Origin of the sequence: uncultured Martelella sp. (genome assembly GCF_963677965.2) — a bacterium.
Lineage (GTDB): Bacteria > Pseudomonadota > Alphaproteobacteria > Rhizobiales > Rhizobiaceae > Martelella > Martelella mangrovi.
Genome location: NZ_CAXXFM010000001.1, coordinates 3,228,043 through 3,244,814 on the forward strand (window position 1 = coordinate 3,228,043; position 16,772 = coordinate 3,244,814).

General features: G+C 60.3%; 14 protein-coding genes. 5 read left to right on the top strand and 9 right to left on the bottom strand.

Features of this window, described 5'->3' with window-relative positions:
• Positions 1-336: 336 nt before the first annotated feature.
• From preA to ACHZCU_RS15030, 3 genes are all read right to left on the bottom strand, one after another.
• The gene (gene preA, locus ACHZCU_RS15020) at positions 337-1,650 is read right to left on the bottom strand and encodes an NAD-dependent dihydropyrimidine dehydrogenase subunit PreA (RefSeq protein WP_319519408.1); all 1,314 of its coding nucleotides are present in this window, start codon (positions 1,648-1,650) and stop codon (positions 337-339) included.
• Between the two features lie 11 nt (positions 1,651-1,661).
• Entirely contained in the window at positions 1,662-3,023 is a 1,362-nt protein-coding gene (locus tag ACHZCU_RS15025; protein ID WP_319519409.1) for an NAD(P)-dependent oxidoreductase, read from the bottom strand.
• A 294-nt stretch (positions 3,024-3,317) separates the two neighbouring features.
• Positions 3,318-3,710, bottom strand: coding sequence for a hypothetical protein (locus ACHZCU_RS15030; RefSeq protein ID WP_106301948.1), 393 nt, complete (start codon positions 3,708-3,710; stop codon positions 3,318-3,320).
• 325 nt (positions 3,711-4,035) lie between these two features.
• Here ACHZCU_RS15030 and ACHZCU_RS15035 point away from each other — a divergent pair, with 325 nt between their 5' ends.
• The 3 genes from ACHZCU_RS15035 to ACHZCU_RS15045 all read left to right on the top strand — a co-directional run bounded on the left by ACHZCU_RS15035 (position 4,036) and on the right by ACHZCU_RS15045 (position 7,830).
• Positions 4,036-5,238, top strand: coding sequence for a pyridoxal phosphate-dependent aminotransferase (locus ACHZCU_RS15035; RefSeq protein ID WP_319519410.1), 1,203 nt, complete (start codon positions 4,036-4,038; stop codon positions 5,236-5,238).
• 213 nt (positions 5,239-5,451) lie between these two features.
• Positions 5,452-6,600, top strand: coding sequence for an MFS transporter (locus ACHZCU_RS15040; protein WP_319519411.1), 1,149 nt, complete (start codon positions 5,452-5,454; stop codon positions 6,598-6,600).
• 87 nt (positions 6,601-6,687) lie between these two features.
• Positions 6,688-7,830 (top strand): transporter substrate-binding domain-containing protein, encoded by a 1,143-nt coding sequence (locus ACHZCU_RS15045; RefSeq protein WP_319519412.1) that lies wholly within the window; start codon positions 6,688-6,690, stop codon positions 7,828-7,830.
• A gap of 21 nt (positions 7,831-7,851) precedes the next feature.
• On the opposite strand, the gene ACHZCU_RS15050 is transcribed toward ACHZCU_RS15045, so the two are convergent.
• Positions 7,852-8,742 (bottom strand): LysR family transcriptional regulator, encoded by an 891-nt coding sequence (locus ACHZCU_RS15050; RefSeq protein WP_319519413.1) that lies wholly within the window; start codon positions 8,740-8,742, stop codon positions 7,852-7,854.
• 95 nt (positions 8,743-8,837) lie between these two features.
• On the opposite strand from ACHZCU_RS15050, the gene ACHZCU_RS15055 reads away from it, so the two are divergent.
• Positions 8,838-9,860 carry an NAD(P)H-binding protein gene (locus ACHZCU_RS15055; protein ID WP_319519414.1) on the top strand — a complete coding sequence of 341 codons (1,023 nt, stop codon included), beginning with the start codon at positions 8,838-8,840 and terminating at the stop codon, positions 9,858-9,860.
• 5 nt (positions 9,861-9,865) lie between these two features.
• Here ACHZCU_RS15055 and ACHZCU_RS15060 read toward each other — a convergent pair whose 3' ends face one another.
• From ACHZCU_RS15060 to trxB, 4 genes are all read right to left on the bottom strand, one after another.
• On the bottom strand, positions 9,866-10,957 hold the full coding sequence (locus ACHZCU_RS15060; protein ID WP_319519415.1) for a calcium:proton antiporter: 1,092 nt from the start codon (positions 10,955-10,957) through the stop codon (positions 9,866-9,868).
• 34 nt (positions 10,958-10,991) lie between these two features.
• Entirely contained in the window at positions 10,992-12,107 is a 1,116-nt protein-coding gene (locus ACHZCU_RS15065) for an alkene reductase (RefSeq protein WP_106301931.1), read from the bottom strand.
• Between the two features lie 803 nt (positions 12,108-12,910).
• On the bottom strand, positions 12,911-13,807 hold the full coding sequence (locus ACHZCU_RS15070) for a LysR family transcriptional regulator VtlR (RefSeq protein WP_106301925.1): 897 nt from the start codon (positions 13,805-13,807) through the stop codon (positions 12,911-12,913).
• 20 nt (positions 13,808-13,827) lie between these two features.
• On the bottom strand, positions 13,828-14,805 hold the full coding sequence (trxB, locus tag ACHZCU_RS15075) for a thioredoxin-disulfide reductase (RefSeq protein WP_319519416.1): 978 nt from the start codon (positions 14,803-14,805) through the stop codon (positions 13,828-13,830).
• Positions 14,806-15,025: 220 nt separating this feature from the next.
• On the opposite strand from trxB, the gene ACHZCU_RS15080 reads away from it, so the two are divergent.
• Positions 15,026-15,490, top strand: coding sequence for an Lrp/AsnC family transcriptional regulator (locus tag ACHZCU_RS15080; RefSeq protein ID WP_106301919.1), 465 nt, complete (start codon positions 15,026-15,028; stop codon positions 15,488-15,490).
• Positions 15,491-15,496: 6 nt separating this feature from the next.
• Here ACHZCU_RS15080 and ACHZCU_RS15085 read toward each other — a convergent pair whose 3' ends face one another.
• Positions 15,497-16,639: a glycosyltransferase family 4 protein gene (locus tag ACHZCU_RS15085; protein ID WP_319519417.1), complete on the bottom strand. Its 1,143-nt coding sequence runs from the start codon at positions 16,637-16,639 to the stop codon at positions 15,497-15,499.
• Positions 16,640-16,772 lie beyond the last annotated feature (133 nt).

Genomic DNA, 16,772 nt, shown 5'->3' on the forward strand with positions numbered 1-16,772 from the left:
ATGCTGCGGGATGTTCAATATAAAAAGCAATTTAAAAATGATATTATATTGAATTATACATAAAAACTGGATTTTAATATTTATATTATATTTTTCTGTTTAATTATATTTTTGGATATGAATGGCTGAAATGAAAAAGTCACGGTCCCGAAACTAGTCCGTGGCTCAGACTGCTGACAAAGCTGTTCCCAAGTTTTTTCGTCATACCGGCTCAAGGCCGGTATGACGGCGGGGAAGGAGGCAAAACCGTGATTGCTTGCTGGGGTTGTCAATAATCTGAGCCACGGCCCCGAAGCCGGGCCGTGGCTTTGTATCCGCGTTGAACACGCTGGCCTGCTATTCGGCAGCCTTGGCCGCCATCGGGTTGTTGGGATGCGATGTCCAGTTGGCGTAGTCGGAAGAGACCGTCTTGCCGGTGCGCTGGTCCTTTTCGCCCGGGGCAAGCGCGACCATGTCGATGCAGTTTTCCACGGGACAGACATTGACGCAGAGATTGCAGCCGACGCAGTCCTCCTCCTTGACCATGAAATGTCGCTCGCCATCGACCATGGCGGTGATCGCCTGATGCGAGGTGTCCTCGCAGGCGATGTGACAGCGGCCGCACTTGATGCAGGCGTCCTGATCGATGCGGGCCTTGGTGATGTGGTTGAGGTTCAGATACTGCCAGTCGGTGACGTTGGGCACGGCGCGACCGGAGATTTCATCGAGCGTGCTGAACCCCTTGCTGTCCATCCAGGCCGAAAGCCCCGAAATCATTTCCTGCACGATCTTGAAGCCATAGGTCATCGCCGCGGTGCAGACCTGTACATTTCCCGCACCCAGCACCAGAAATTCGGCGGCATCGCGCCATGTGGTCACGCCGCCGATACCGGAAATCGGCATGCCGGCGGTTTCCGGATCACGGGCAATCTCGGCCACCATGTTGAGCGCGATCGGCTTGACCGCCGGCCCGCAATAGCCGCCATGCGTGCCCTTGCCGCCGACCGTCGGATTGGGCGCGAAGGTGTCGAGATCGACCGAAACGATGGAGTTGATGGTGTTGATCAGCGAGACGGCATCGGTGCCGCCGCGATGTGCGGCGCGGGCGGAATGGCGGATGTCGGTGATGTTGGGCGTCAGCTTGGTGATCACCGGCATGCGGGTATACTGCTTGCACCAGCGCACCACCATCTCGACATATTCCGGCACCTGGCCGACGGCGGATCCCATGCCGCGCTCCGACATGCCGTGAGGACAGCCGAAATTCAGTTCGATCCCGTCCGCGCCGGTTTCCTCCACCAGCGGCAGGATTGCCTTCCAGCTCTCCTCGTCGCACGGCACCATGATCGAAACCACGATGGCGCGGTCCGGCCAGCGGCTCTTGACCTCCTTGATCTCACGCAGGTTGAGATAGAGGTCGCGGTCGGTAATCAGCTCGATATTGTTGAGGCCGAGCAGCCGGCGGTCGGCGCCCCAGATTGCGCCATAGCGCGGGCCGTTGACATTGACGACCGGCGGGCCTTCCTCGCCGAGCGTCTTCCACACGACGCCGCCCCAGCCATCGCGAAAGGCGCGCTCGACATTATAAGCCTTGTCCGTCGGCGGCGCGGAGGCGAGCCAGAACGGATTGGGCGATTTGATACCGACGAAATTATTGGAAAGATCAGCCATCTTGTTTCTCCTCAGGCTACAGCGCTTGCAAGCGGCGCTTCGCCCGCCAGAACATGGTTTATGGCAATGGCGGCATCGCGCCCCTGCTGGACCGATGTAACGGTCAGGTCCTCGCCGCGCTTGATGCAGTCGCCGCCCGCCCAGACATCGGGAAGCGAGGTGTGGCCCTCCGCGTCGACGGCAATGCGGCCGTTGACCAGCTTCAGCCCGTCCAGATGGTCGGTGATGAAGGTCTGGCCGATCGCCTTCAGCACATGGTCGGCGGCAATCACGCCGGTTTCGCCGGTGCCGACAAGCTTTCCGTCACGGATTTCGGTGTGTTCAAACAACACGCCGGAGACGCGACCGTCCTCGCCGATGATTTCCTTCGGTGCGAGATGATGGCGGATGAAGACGCCGCGCGAGGCCGCAAGCTCCTGCTCGAATTTGGAGGCGCCCATGGCGAGAGGTCCGCGGCGATAGCACAATGTCACTTCGTCGGCGCCGAGCAGCTTCGACTGGACGGCTGCATCGATGGCGGTCATGCCGCCGCCGAGGACCACGACGTGAGAGCCGACGGAAACGGTGGAGAGATCGTCCGCCTGGCGCAGGTTTTCGATGAAATCGACGGCGTCCTCGCATCCTGCGAGGTCTTCGCCGGCAACGCCGAGCTCGTTGACGCCGCCAAGACCGAGGCCGAGAAACACCGCATCATAATCGCGGCGCAGCTCATCGAGCGTGAAATCGCGGCCAAGCATCTGCCCGCCCCGGATTTCGATACCGCCGATTTCCAGCAGGTAGGCGATTTCCTTCTGGGCGAAATCATCAACCGTCTTGTAGGCGGCAAGGCCGTATTCGTTGAGGCCGCCGGGCTTTTCCTTGGCTTCCAGAACGATGACATCGTGACCGGTCATGGCCAGACGATGCGCGCAGGCAAGGCCGGCAGGGCCGGCGCCGACCACGGCGACGCGCTTTCCGGTCTCTGCGGCGCGGGTATAAAACTGCTTGTTCTCGGCCATCGCCTTGTCGGTGGCGTAGCGCTGGAGGAGGCCGATCTCGACCGGCTTTTCCTCCGCCGTGTTGCGCACGCAGGCTTCTTCGCACAGCGTTTCGGTGGGACAGACGCGGGCGCACATGCCGCCGAAAATGTTCTGGTCGAAGATGGTCTTGGCTGCACCCAGCGGGTTGTCGGTCGATATCTGCCGGATGAACAGCGGAATATCGATTTCGGTCGGACAGGCCGTCATGCAGGGCGCGTCATAGCAGAAGTAGCAACGGTCTGCTTCCACGGCGGCCTCGTGCCGGTCCATGGGCGGGTGCAGGTCCGAGAAGTTTTTGTGATAGTCGTCGGGCGCCAGGCGCCCGCCCTTGAGGGCAGGTTCCAGATTTCGCATCGCAATGTTCCCCGTTTTTAAGGTTATTGGGGGAATGCTACCGCGAAATAAAAAATTTATCAAACGGTAAAATTTTTTATCGATTCAGACCGCAAGGCCATGCGGGAAAGGGTCTGGAAGAGGGAGGAGTTTTGAAAATCGAGGCTTTGGAACAGGCCCGTGGGGCTGGTGACACGGACCATGGCCGGTATCGGGATGGAGACCGGTACCGGCCATGGTCCGTGGGGAGGATCGGGTGATCGCTCCCTTTGTTACGCGACCGGCCGAAGGGGGGGCTGTTTACCGCATGCGCGATCAGAAGATATCAAGCGCCTTGCGTTTCTTGCTGTCGGCGTCGGCCCGCAGATGATTGACGTTTTCACGCCACAGATAGGACGCGCCCACCACCATTGCGACAGCGATGGCCAGCATCAGCCCGATCATGAGGTCGCGGGCGACCACATGGTTGAAAATGTCCTGAAAGCTGTTGGTGCCGGACCCCGAAAACGGCAAGTATTCGGCAAAGAAATCGGACGCCGGATCAACGGCCACCAGGGGCGCGGTGTCGAGCGAATTCTGTGCAGCCGCCTGCGTGGGCGCCATTGCCATCAGTGCCGGCATGCCGAGCGCTGCGATGGCATAAAGCCCGCGTTTCCACGATTGTGATCGTGCCGAGATCGCTTTCAGCACTCTCTTGGTCGTCAACATTGACCTACTCCTTCTGCGGTCGTTCTGCGCTGCCTAAAAGGCCACCTGAATGCGACGGCTTCTGGACCAAAGGTGGTTTAACGGGACCCATTTTGGGGCCGATTCAAGGCATGGTTACCGCCGCCGGTCGTCGGGTTGCCGGCGCGAATATCCACAAAGGCGACCCGTGCGGCGTTTCCCGAAGGGCACAGGGCGCCCTCAATTGACGATTGAGCGAGGATTGCGCTTGAAACGGCGGGCAAATTCGGCTTAGACCAAACACTTGGAAAACGTGCCGCGATCCGGCGGCTTTCCAAGGTTCAATCTAGACATCAGGACATTGAAAATGGCCCTTCTTGCTGACGCTCTTTCTCGTGTGAAGCCCTCCGCCACCATCGCCGTGGCTCAGAAAGCACGCGACCTCAAAGCGAAAGGGCGCGATGTCATCAGTCTCGGCGCCGGCGAGCCCGACTTCGATACACCGGACAACATCAAGCAGGCCGCCATCGAGGCGATCAACCGCGGCGAGACAAAGTATACGCCGGTGCCCGGCATTCCGCCGCTGCGCGATGCAATTGTCGCCAAGTTCAAGCGCGAGAACAATCTCGACTACAAGCCTTCGCAGACGATTGTCGGCACGGGCGGCAAGCAGATCCTGTTCAACGCCTTCATGGCGACGCTGAACCCGGGCGACGAAGTCATCATCCCGGCACCTTACTGGGTTTCCTATCCGGAAATGGTGGCGCTTTGCGGCGGCACCCCGGTGTTCGTTTCCGCCACCAAGGAAAACAATTACAAGCTGCAGGCCGAAGATCTGGAAAAGGCGATCACGCCGAAGACCAAATGGTTCATCTTCAACTCGCCGTCCAACCCTTCCGGCGCTGCCTATTCGCATGATGAACTGAAGGCCCTGACCGATGTGCTGATGAAGCATGAAAACGTCTGGGTGCTGACCGACGACATGTACGAGCACTTGACCTATGGCGATTTCAAATTCGCGACACCGGCCGAAGTCGAGCCTGGCCTCTATGACCGCACGCTGACCATGAACGGCGTTTCGAAAGCCTATGCCATGACCGGCTGGCGCATCGGCTATGCTGCGGGTCCGGAAGAACTGATCAAGGCGATGACGACGATCCAGAGCCAGCAGACCTCCGGCGCCTGCTCGATTGCGCAATGGGCTTCGGTCGAGGCGCTGAACGGCACCCAGGACTTCATTCCCGAGCGCAAGGCCGCCTTTGAAAAGCGCCGTGACCTGGTGGTTTCGATGCTCAATCAGGCAACCGGTCTCGAGTGCCCGGTTCCCGAAGGCGCGTTTTATGTCTATCCCTCCTGCGCAGGGCTGATGGGCAAGACCGCACCGACGGGCAAGGTCATGAACAATGACGAGGATTTCGTCACCGAGCTTCTGGAATCCGAAGGGGTCGCCGTGGTGCACGGTTCGGCCTTCGGACTTGGCCCCAACTTCCGCATCTCCTATGCCACATCGGAAGAGGCTCTTGAGGAATCCTGCAAGCGCATCCAGCGTTTCTGCGCGGCCTGCCGCTAAGGGCCCGTTTGAAGCAGACAAGTTTGAAAGGCGCGCTTCGGGCGCGCCTTTTTTATGGGCAGCTCTTGCCATCCCCTCGGGCGAGCGTGTTGCCGGTTTTTCGCAAACAGCCACCACTTAATGTAGCATTTGTGATAAATGCTCGGCTAAAGCAGCAATTAAAGAGTCGGATGGGCTGACTTTTGTTGTTCGCAACCGCGATAGAGCTGTCCGATGACAAAGCGCCGTTCCACCTTGTGGGCCGTCTTGATGCTGTTTGCGGCCGAGGCGGTCATCACCGGTCTGATTTATGCCCGTATTCCCGATATCAAGGCCGGTAACGGTTTGTCCGATGCCGCCTTGGGCCTTGTGCTGATCGGCATGCCGATCGGCAATATTTTCGGTTTCATGCTGGCGCCGTATATGGTCGGCCGCGTGGGGCTGACAAAGGCAAGCTGGCTTTCAGTCGCCGTTCTCGGTGCTCTGTCGCTCGGTGTCGGATTTGCCGAAACGCGCTTCACCTTGATTGTCGTATTTGCCCTTCTGGGGCTCTGCCTGTCGCATACCGAGGTTACGCAGAACGCGATGGCCGGGCACATTGAACGGACCACGGGCAGGCGGGTCATGTCGCGTTGCCACGGCGGATGGAGCATCGGTTCGATCGCCGGACTTCTGGCGGGCGGTGCATTTTCACAAATGTCCATTCCCGTTTCTGTACAGGGCGGTGTCGCGGCGGTGGCCGGTGTCGCGGCGGCAGCCGTTCTGGCTCGGAGCCTGCCACATGTGCCCCGTCGTGCCGCTGTTGCCGGAAACGCGCGGATTCCGATTAAGGAACGCATACCAAAGCCTGCGCTGCTGTTGCTTTGCATTCTCCCGCTTGGCACGCTTGCGCTGGAGGGTATCGTGCGTGACTGGGGTGCAATCTTCATGCGCAGCGATCTCGGCGCAGCTCCGTTTTCATCAACGCTTCTGCTGGTGGTTCTCTCGACCTCCATGGCGGTGGTTCGCCTGTCGGGCGATTCTCTTCTCGAGCGGCTGGGAGAGCGTTTGGTCGTGGCGGGATCGATCCTCTGCGCCAGCGCGGGGCTTCTTGCTATTGCCGTGGCGCCATCAATGATCGCGGCACTCGCCGGAGCCGCCGTCACGGGCGTCGGCGTCGCGGTGGTGTATCCGGTGGCGCTGTCGATTGCCGCGCGCCGCTTCGATGCGCCCGAACGGGATGTCGCAACCATGTCGTTTATCTGCTTTGTGACTTTGATGGCGAGCCCGGCAGCGGTCGGCTTTCTCAGCGAAGCCGTGGGGCTGCGCATTACATTTGCCGCCTTTGCCCTGCTGTCGCTTCTTGCCCTCTTGCTGCTTCCCGTAACGGGAAAGCGACAATAGCGTGCTCTCTTTCGAGCGCGATACGCGCTTAACATGCGGCGTCAATGCGGTTATAGCCTTGGTTGTTCAAGCTTGAGCCGGGGTATCATGCGACGCAGTTTTTTCCATTCGACCGGCATGTCCGGCAACGGGCGTGTCTTTTGGTTCGTTGCCCTTTTTCTGTTTGCGCTGTTTGCCGTCCAGACGCGGGCCCAGGATGCAGGTGATACCGCCGCCGCTCCGGTATCCGAGAAGACCGCAATGACGGTCGGTATTCACAGCGTGCCGCCCTTCGTGATGAAGGATCGGGACGGTTCTTGGTACGGGCTCGGGGTCGACATGATGACCATGCTCGGCCGTGCGCTGCATCGGGACTATCGTTTTGTTGAAACCGCGCCCGGCGACATGGTTTCCAAGGTTGCGGACGGGACGCTGGATATTGCGATCGGCGCCGTGCCGGTCAATGCCGCCGACGAGGCGGTGATCGATTTTTCCCAGCCCTATTACAGCAGCAGTGTCGGCGTGGCGCTGCGGATCGTCGACCGCCTGGGCCCGCGTTTCATGCTGGAATTGCTGACGTCCCGGGCCTTTCTCTACATGCTTGGCCTGCTGACCGGCCCGGTGTTCGTCATCGGCGCACTGATCTGGCTTCTGGAGCGGCGCGCCAATCCGGAACAGTTCGAGCCACGCCCGGCGCGCGGGGTTTTCTCCGGCTTCTGGTGGGCGACGGTGACCATGACCACGGTCGGGTATGGTGACAAGGCGCCGATGACCTTTCTTGGCCGGCTTCTGGCGATGTTCTGGATGTTTGCGGCCCTGATCCTGACGGCGATCACCACCGCCCAGCTTGCCGCCGGGCTGACATCCTCCATCAGCACCAGCGCCATCGAGGGCGTCGGCGATCTCGCCGGTCTTAAGGTCGGCACGGTCGGCAACTCGGCCGCTGCCTATGAGCTTGACGTCCTGCAGGTTTCGGCAAGCGATTATACCGATATAGCCGCCGGTCTGGATGCGCTCGAAAAGGGCGAAATCGACGCGTTCGTCTACGACCGCGCCGCGCTGCAATGGGGCTTGCGCAATTATTCGGGACTGTATCTGACTGCGCTTTCGTTTTCGCAGCAGAATTACGGTCTGATCATGCCGGAAAACGATCCGGAGCGCGAGGCGCTCAATATCGCGATCCTGTCGACGCTTTCCAGCGAACAATGGCACCTTCTGGTGGAGCGTTACCTGCCGTCCGACGGGCGTTAGAGCGTTTCAGACTGAAACGCTCTAGGCCGAAGCGATATAGGCTTTCAGGCCCGTTACCAGTGCATCGAAAACCACCCGGCAGCGCGGCGAGTGGCGCAGGTCCTCGTGCATGACGACCCATAGCGGCAGGCTGAGCGGGATCTGCCCCCTGACCACCTCGACAAGACGCGGATCGCGGCGGCCGAGCGGCACCTGGCAGAAGCCGAAGCCGCAGCCGGCGCGGATCGCGGACAATTGGGCAAGATTGCTGTCGGAGCGGAAATCGAATGCCGGCAGGGGGATGTCGCCGAGGGCTTTCATCGCTTCGCGGATATAGACCAGTTCGCGGTCGTAGCCGATGGTGGGCAGGTTTGTGATGTCCTCCGGTTTTTGCGGGGTGCCGTGGCGGGCGATCACATCATCACGGGCAAAACAGCCGATCGGGATCTCGCCGATATGGCGCACCAGAAGCGCATCCTGCGTCGGCTTGACCATGCGAAGTGCGATATCGGCCTGCCGGTTCAGGAGGTCTTCCACGGCATCGGAAACGGAAACCTCGATATCGAGGGCGGCGTGTCCGGCCATCACCGGAGCGAGAATTTCCGGCAGAACCTCAACGGCGATGACATCGCTGGCGCTGATCCGCACACTGCCGGCAACGGCCGTCCGGCTTTCCGATGCGGTGCGCCGGATGGCATCGGCCGCAGCGGCCATGGCTTCGGCCAGATGCCGCATCGAAAGCGCCGTGTCGGTCGGCTCCAGCCCGCGCTGCGAGCGGGTGAACAATTGCTGGCCGGCCTCCGCCTCAAGCGCTTCGATATGCCGGCCAACGGTCGGCTGGGTCAGGCCGAGATGCCGTGCTGCAGCCGAAAGCGACCCGGTATCGAGCACGGCCAGCAGGGTGCGGTAATAGTCCCAATTCGTTCTTTCCATAAATAAATGTATATCAATGATACATATTTATACAATTCCGTTTGGGTCACTCTTTTCCGATACTGCCGGCAGGTTTCAGGCAAAGGACAAAGATGATGACCCGGACAAACACAGGAAATGCGCTGACAATACGCCCGCTCGCTCTCATTCTGGGGGTCAGCGGCGGCGTTGGCGGCGCTGTCGCCCGATCGCTTCATGCGCGCGGCTATCGCATCCGCGCCATGAACCGGAGCCCGGAAAAGCAGCGCGAAAAGTATCCGGCCTATGAGTGGGTCAGCGGCGACGCCATGTCGCTGAAGGATGTGATGGCGGCCGCAGAAGGCGCGACCCTGATCTTTCATGGCGTCAATCCGCCGGGCTATCAGAACTGGCAAAAGCTGGTCTTGCCCATGCTCGACAATACCATCATCGCGGCAAGCGCCAACCATGCGCGCATCCTGTTTCCGGGCACCGTTTACAATTTCGGCCCCGATGTGCTGCCGGAACCGGTCGAGGACAGCCCGCAGAACCCGACCACCCGCAAGGGGCAGATCCGTGTTGCGGTGGAAGAGCGGCTGCGCGAGACGGCCTGGAACGGCACGCAGGTCATTCTCGTCAGGGCAGGGGACTTTTTCGGCGGGGCCAATGTCGCCAACAGCTGGTTCGGGCAGATGGTGAAACCGGGCAAGCCGCTCAAATCGGTGACGCGGCTGGGCACGCCCGGCGTCGGCCATCAATGGGCCTATCTGCCGGATCTTGGCGAAACCTTCGCCGCGCTTGATGCGCGCGCCGGCACGCTGCCGGCTTTTGCAAGCTTTCAGTTCGAAGGTTATTGGGATGCGGACGGATCAGGCATGATTGACGCCATTCGCAAGGTATCCGGCAACCCGAAACTGCCCGTGCGGCCGTTTCCCTGGTTCATGGTGCCGCTGCTTGCGCCCTTCATGCCGCTGATGCGGGAGGTCGCCGAAGTGCGCTATCTGTGGCGGACACCGCTGCACATGAAGAACGACAGGCTGGTTGCTGTTCTGGGGCATGAACCGCGCACGCCGATCGACGAAGCTGTTGCCGCAGCGCTCGATGATCTGGGTGTTCGCGCGCCTGCCGGGCAATCCGAGAGAGAGCCGAAGGCCGCCTGAACCGGTCAAAGCCCGAGAAAGGAGAGCATGATGAAGGTTGCAAACAGCACGAAATGGGTCATGCCCTCGATTGCGTTGGTCTCGCCGTCACTGACATTGATGGCGGCGGCGACCAGCGTAATGGCGACCATGGTGATCTGAACCGGGGTCATGGCCATGGTGAAGGGCTGGCCGGTGAAAAGCGCAATCGCCTCGACCACCGGCACGGTCAGGATCACGGTCGACAGCGAGGCGCCGAGCGCGATGTTGACCACGGCCTGCATCCGGTTCTTCAGTGCGGCCCTGAGCGCCGTCAGGATTTCCGGACCGGCGGCGATGCTGGCGACCAGAATGGCCGTCAGCGCCAGCGGCGCGCCGGTGCCCTCAAGCCCGTCGGACAGAAATGCGGACATGAATTCCGCCAGAAGGCCGATCAGCGCCACGCCGGCAAGGATCACGCCGACCGAAAGTGCCGTCGGCCCGTGTTCTTCTTCTTCCGCGCTCTTTTCGGCGCCCGCCCGCATCTTCGGGTAGCGGTAGGAGAAGAAATAGCTGTGCTGACCGACCTGCATCTTCAAAAACACCGCGTAGAGTGCCAGCATGGCGATGATGGTGAAGGCGGAATAATAGTGCCAGCTTTCCTGCGGCACGAAATCGGGCACGATCATCGATATGCCCATGGCCGTCAGGATCATCACCGCATAGGTGCGGCCTGAATCGTCATTATAGGGCTGCTCGCCATGCTTCAGCCCGCCCAGCAGCGCTGCCAGGCCGAGAATGCCGTTGATATCGAGCATCACGGCGGAATAGATCGTATCGCGCACCAGCGTCGGCTGCTGGCTCTGCTGCATCATGACCACCAGAATCAGGACCTCGACCACCACAGCCGAGAGCGTCAGGATCATCGTGCCATAGGGTTCGCCCGCCTTGGCGGCGAGGATTTCCGCATGATGGGCAACCCGCATCGAGGCGCAGGCAATCGAGACGATCAGCGCGGCAGCGGCCATCAGCGCGAACGCCTGCCCGGCTTCCATGATCGCGTGTTCGAACAGATAGGCAAGCAGGGCAACCGGGACAGCCTGCAGAAGCAGGGTTTCACCGCGCAGAAATTTCAGCATTGTCAAAGCGATCCCGTTTTACAGCGTCGAGGCGTCAGCTGCCGAGCGCGGGGTAATCGGTGTACCCTTTCGCATCGCCGCCGAACAGTGTCCTTTGATCCAACGCATTAAGCTGCGCATTGATCCGCAGGCGGCGCACAAGATCGGGATTGGCGACAAAGGGGCGGCCGAAACAGATCAGGTCGGCGCGCTCCTTTTCCAGTGCGTCGATGGCCAGTTGCCGGTCGTAACCGTTATTGACCATCCATGCGCCGGAGCCGTCGGTCCGGTAATAGGTCTCGCGCATTTCCTCGTAATTGAATGGCTCCGGGCCCTGCTGGTAATTGCGGTCCCCGCCTGTCGCCCCCTCGACGATGTGGACATAGGCGAGATCATAGGCGCTCAGCTGGCTTGCGATATAATTGAACAGCGCCTGCGGCCGGTCATCATGCATGTCGTTGGACGGCGCGACCGGCGACAACCGGATGGCCGTGCGTCCGGGCCCGATCTCGCGCGAGATACAGCCGACGATATCGAACATGAAGCGGGCGCGGTTTTCCAGCGGCCCGCCGTAAAGATCGGTGCGCTGATTGCTGCTTGAGCGCAGAAACTGGTCGACCAGATAGCCGTTGGCGCCGTGGATTTCGACACCGTCAAAGCCGGCTTCCATGGCGCGGGCGGCGGCTCTTCGATAGTCCTCGATGATGCCGGAGATCTCATAGGGCTTGAGCTGGCGCGGCATGGAGGTTTCGATGAAATCGGTGGTGCCGTCGGAATAGACGACGAAGGATTTTGCCCGGGCCTGAATCGCCGACGGCGCGACGGGCGGATCACCGAACGGCTGCAAGGATTTGTGGGAGACCCGGCCGACATGCACGAGCTGACAGAAGATCTTGCCGCCGGTTTCGTGGACCGCCGTTGTCACATGGCGCCAGCCTTCGATGGCGGCATCGCTGTAGATGCCCGGCGCGTTTGAGTAGCCCTGACCCTGTTCGGTAACCGCCGTGGCCTCGGAAATGATCAGGCCTGCCGTGGCGCGCTGCCGGTAATATTCGACATTCAGTTCGTTGGGAACGGCTTCCGGGGACCGGTTGCGCATCAGGGGCGCCATGATGATCCGGTTTTCGAGTGTGACGTCGCCGATCGTGATGGGGTCAAAAAGATTGGCCATGCAATTCCTCTCCGTCTTGGGCCACGAAACCTCGAACCTGTCTGTGTGTAACCTGCGCCGGATATTTACGCAATTTCGCAATTGCGCCGGAACGGCCCGCCAAACCCTCCGCAGTCCTCGCCGGAAGGTCTCTGAGTTCTAAAGTACAAAACGACAAGAAAACGTATACGAAGAGCAATGCCTGTCGCATGCTGCCGGTTCCCGGCCTGATGCAAGGCAAAAAAAAGGGCCTCCAAAACGGGGCCCTGTTAGGTGTGAAGGTAAAACCTCCAGAGGGGAACAGCTGCTGCAGCGAGACTCAACAGTCACGCCGTACGCATCAGCTAATTCTGGATATGGTTCTTTTTTGTGCGCGTTGCAATAGTTTTCATCGCCGAATGCGAAAAAAAAGATCAAAGATCTGCAGGCAAAAAAAGAGGGCCACCGAAAAACGGGGCCCTTTGAGTTAGAAGGTCTCTCAAAACCTCCAGAGGGGAACAGCTGTTGCGGTGCACCAGGGAGAAATTGGGCACCAACTGCATCAGCTGTGTGCGATATGCCCCTGAATTAGGCATTTCACAAGGCGATTTTCTGCATGGCTGCCATGCAGGAAGTGAAATTTGCAGCCAAAATTGACTAATACAAAGCAATTCCAAAAACAGCATAAAAAATAGGCTTGTTTTGGCTATTTCCACGCGGTGCCTGAAGCTTGTGCACGCCAAGGACGCATCCGTCGCCGCCGACCGACACAGCGATGGCTGATCGGAAGCGGAAAAAATGTTTCGGCTGTCGGAGACGAATCGCCTTGGTCCCGGAGCAGGGCTCTAGAAGCTCCAGTTGCGCGACTTGGTGACGATGAAGTCACGGAACACTTTCAGCTTGGCCGAATTCTTCAGCTCGTCCGGATAGCAGAAATAGGTGTCGAAGCTGGGAACGTCTGCGTGGGTGACGAGCTGCAGCAGGCCGGGATCGCGCCCGACGATATAGTCCGGCAGCATGACAATGCCGATCCCCAGCAGGGCGGCCCGCTTGATCGAAGTCAGCGAGTTGATCTGCAGATGCGCCGGACGCGGATTATCCGACGAACGCCCGGCGATTTCCAGCCAGTTCACATCGAGAAGATAGGCTGGCGCCGGTTCACCGAAGGTTATGATTCGGTGATTGTCGAGATCCTCGATCGATTGCGGCTCGCCATGGCGGTTGATGTAGGACGGCGAGGCGTAGACATGCATGTGCACCGTAAACAGCTTGCGCTGGATCAGGTCCGGCTGTTGCGGCTGGCGCAGGCGGATCGCGCAATCGGCGTGTCGCATGTTCACGTCCAGCTCCTCATTGTCGAGGATAAGCTGGATCTGCATGTCGGGATAAAGCTGCAGGAATTCCTGGACCTTGTCGGTCAGCCAGCCCTGGCCAAGGCCGACGGTGGTCGTCACCCTGAGCTTGCCGGACGGCTTTTCCTTGGTTTCCGTCAGCCGCGAGCGCACGCCCTCGAGCTTCAGCAGCACGTCATGGGCCGTGCGGTAAAGCAGTTCGCCCTGCTCGGTCAAAATCAGGCCGCGGGCGTGACGATGAAACAGCTTCACGCCGACATCCTGTTCAAGGGCGCTGACCTGACGGCTGATGGCCGACTGGGACAGATGGAGCTTGTCTGCCGCATGGGTGAACGAGCCCGCCTCTGCTGCCGCATGGAAGATGCGCAGCTTGTCCCAATCCAGAGGCATGCTCGTGCTTTTCATAAACTTTACTCCGCGGCAGCCAGTGTACCGGTTTTCTGCTCGGTCAGGAAGCGTTCCGCTTCAAGTGCGGCCATACATCCCATGCCCGCCGCTGTCACGGCCTGCCGGTAATTGTCATCCGTCACATCGCCTGCGCCGTAAACGCCCTCGATGCTGGTTTTCGTCGTGCCCGGCTCGGTCCAAAGATAACCGTTCGGTTTCAGCCTGAGCTGATCGCGGATCAGATCGACCTGCGGCGCGTGCCCGATGGCGATGAAGACGCCATCGGCATCAACCGTGGTCTTTTCGCCGGACCTGACGTCTTTCAGTCGCACGCCGGTGACGGACGGCGGCAGCGGCGGCACGGCGCTGGTGCCGACAATTTCCTCGACAGCGTGGTTCCAGATGACCTTGACGTTATCCAGCGCGAACAGCCGCTGCTGCAGGATCTTTTCCGCGCGGAACTCGTCACGCCGGTGCACCAGCGTCACGGTCTTGGCGATATTGGCCAGGTAAAGCGCCTCTTCGACAGCGGAATTGCCACCGCCGACCACGATCACATCCTTGCCCCGGTAGAAGAAGCCGTCGCAGGTGGCGCAGGCGGAAACGCCGCCGCCGTTGAAGGTCTGTTCGCTTTCAAGGCCGAGCCACTTGGCCTGTGCGCCGGTGGCGAGAATCACCGTGTCTGCGGTCCAGACCTCGCCCGAATCGGTGGTCGCCGTGAACGGGCGCTTGCTCAGGTCGAGGCTGGATACCAGATCGTTGACGATTTCCGTGCCGACATTTTCCGCCTGGGCCAGCATCTGTTCCATCAGCCAGGGACCCTGGATCGGATCGGCAAAACCGGGATAATTTTCGACATCGGTTGTGATCGTCAGCTGGCCGCCCTGTTCAAGGCCGGCAATCAGCACCGGCTTCATCATCGCGCGTGCGGCATAGATCGCGGCGGTATAGCCGGCCGGGCCGGAACCGATGATCAGAACCTGTGTGTGATGGTCTGGCATATCAAATCCTTTCAGCGCATCCCGGCAAGCGGGAAATGATGGCGCGCCGGCGCAATTCAGTGTTCTGGCTCATTTATGGCTGGACGGGCGTCAGTTTCAAGGCCATGGGATAGCTACCAACAGACCATTTCCGTCTGTTGAAAGATTCCTGCGGAGTGTTGTAATAATATTGCTCGCTCTGAGCCCCAAACGCGTCCCGAATCCGCTTCAGGAGAAATCTATGCGCGCCGACCTCGATTCCGTCGATCTCAAGATCCTGCGCGAGCTGCAGCGCGACGGCCGGATGACCAATGTCGAACTGGCCGAACGGGTCGGCATTTCCGCGCCGCCCTGCCTTCGGCGGGTGCGCCGGCTTGAGGAAGCCGGCATTATCGAAGGCTATAACGCCATGCTGAACGCGCCGCGGCTGGGCTATGATCTCGTTGCCTTTTGCATGGTCGGGCTGAAGCACCAGTCCGAGGCCGAACTGAAGGCGTTTTCCACGGCGACCGAAGACTGGCCGATTGTGCGCCAGGCATGGATGACCTCCGGGGAAACAGATTTCCTGCTGCATTGCGTTTCGGAAAACCTGATGCAGTTTCAGGATTTCGTGATCGAGGTGCTGACCACCAACATGCATGTCGACACGGTCCGCACCATGCTGACCATCCGGCAGGTGAAAAAGGAAGGGCTGGTCGCCATCTGACGGCGGCTATCTGTCTTCCGTAAGCAGCCTTTCATAGGCGGAAAATTCCTTCTCGAGCATGGTTTCAACCGTGAAATTGGCAAGCACATGGGCGCGCGCGGTGCGGCCCATCGCCGCCAGCGCCTCACGGTCTGAAAGGGCGATGTCGATCGCATCGGCAAAGCCCTTTGCGCTTGCCGGCGGAACGAGATAGCCGGTCTTGCCGTCAATCACCGTTTCAAGGCTGCCGCCATGGCTGGTGGCAATCACCGGTGTCGCCATCACCTGCGCCTCGATCGCGACCCTGCCGAAAGCCTCCGGTCGTGTGGAGGCTGAAACGGCGATATCGGCTGCGGCCATCACGGCGGGAATGTCGCGCCGGCTGCCGGTGATCGTCACCCGGTCGGCAAGACCCTGTTCGGCAATCTGCGCCTCCAGTTCCGCAATCACGCTTGCGCTTCCCGAGCCGATGACCGCCAGATGGAAATCTTTGTTCCTGGCAAGGGCGAGGGCTTCGACAAGATAGCGGTGCCCCTTCCAGTCGGTGATGCGCCCGACGATTGCGATCAACGGTTCGTCGGTATGCGCGCCAAGCTCTGACCGTACCTGGGCGATTTCATCGGCCGTGATTGCGTCGGGATCAAAAACGGCGGTGTCCACGCCGCGCGGCGCCACGATGATCCTGTCTGCCGGGAAACCGTAGACCGCGATGATGTGATCGCGGATAAAGGCCGAATTGGCCACCACCAGTGGCCCCTTCAGCATCACGCCGGCATAGGCGCGCTTGAAACGGTTGCCGTGGCTGTAGACGCCGTGAAACGTCGTCAGGAAGTGTGGCTTTCGCTTGGCCCGTGCCGCGGCAAGCCAGCCAACCCAGGCCGGCGCACGGCTGCGGGCATGCACGATGTCGATTTCGTGTTCGTCGATCAGCCGCGCCAGCCGGCTGGCATTGGCATTGATGGCAAACGGCGATTTCCGCCCGACCGCGAGGTCAAAGTGATGGGCGCCGGTTTCCGTCAGCGGCGCCAGCAAAGGCCCGCCCGCGCTTGCCACATAATGATTTATGCCCTTGCGGGAAAGATAAGCCGCCATCTCCAGCGTTCCGCGTTCAACCCCGCCATCGCCGAGTGCGGGAAGAAGCTGCAGAATGCGCGGTGATCGGTCTGTCATGGATATTTCCCCGGAGATTGTGCAGGCAGGCGATGCGATGATGTGATAAAGCCCCGGCCTGTCATGCCTTTTACAGGGTTTCGGTATAGACCGGAAAACGGCATCAGGGTATCTTTTCGCCGTGTGGGGCGTG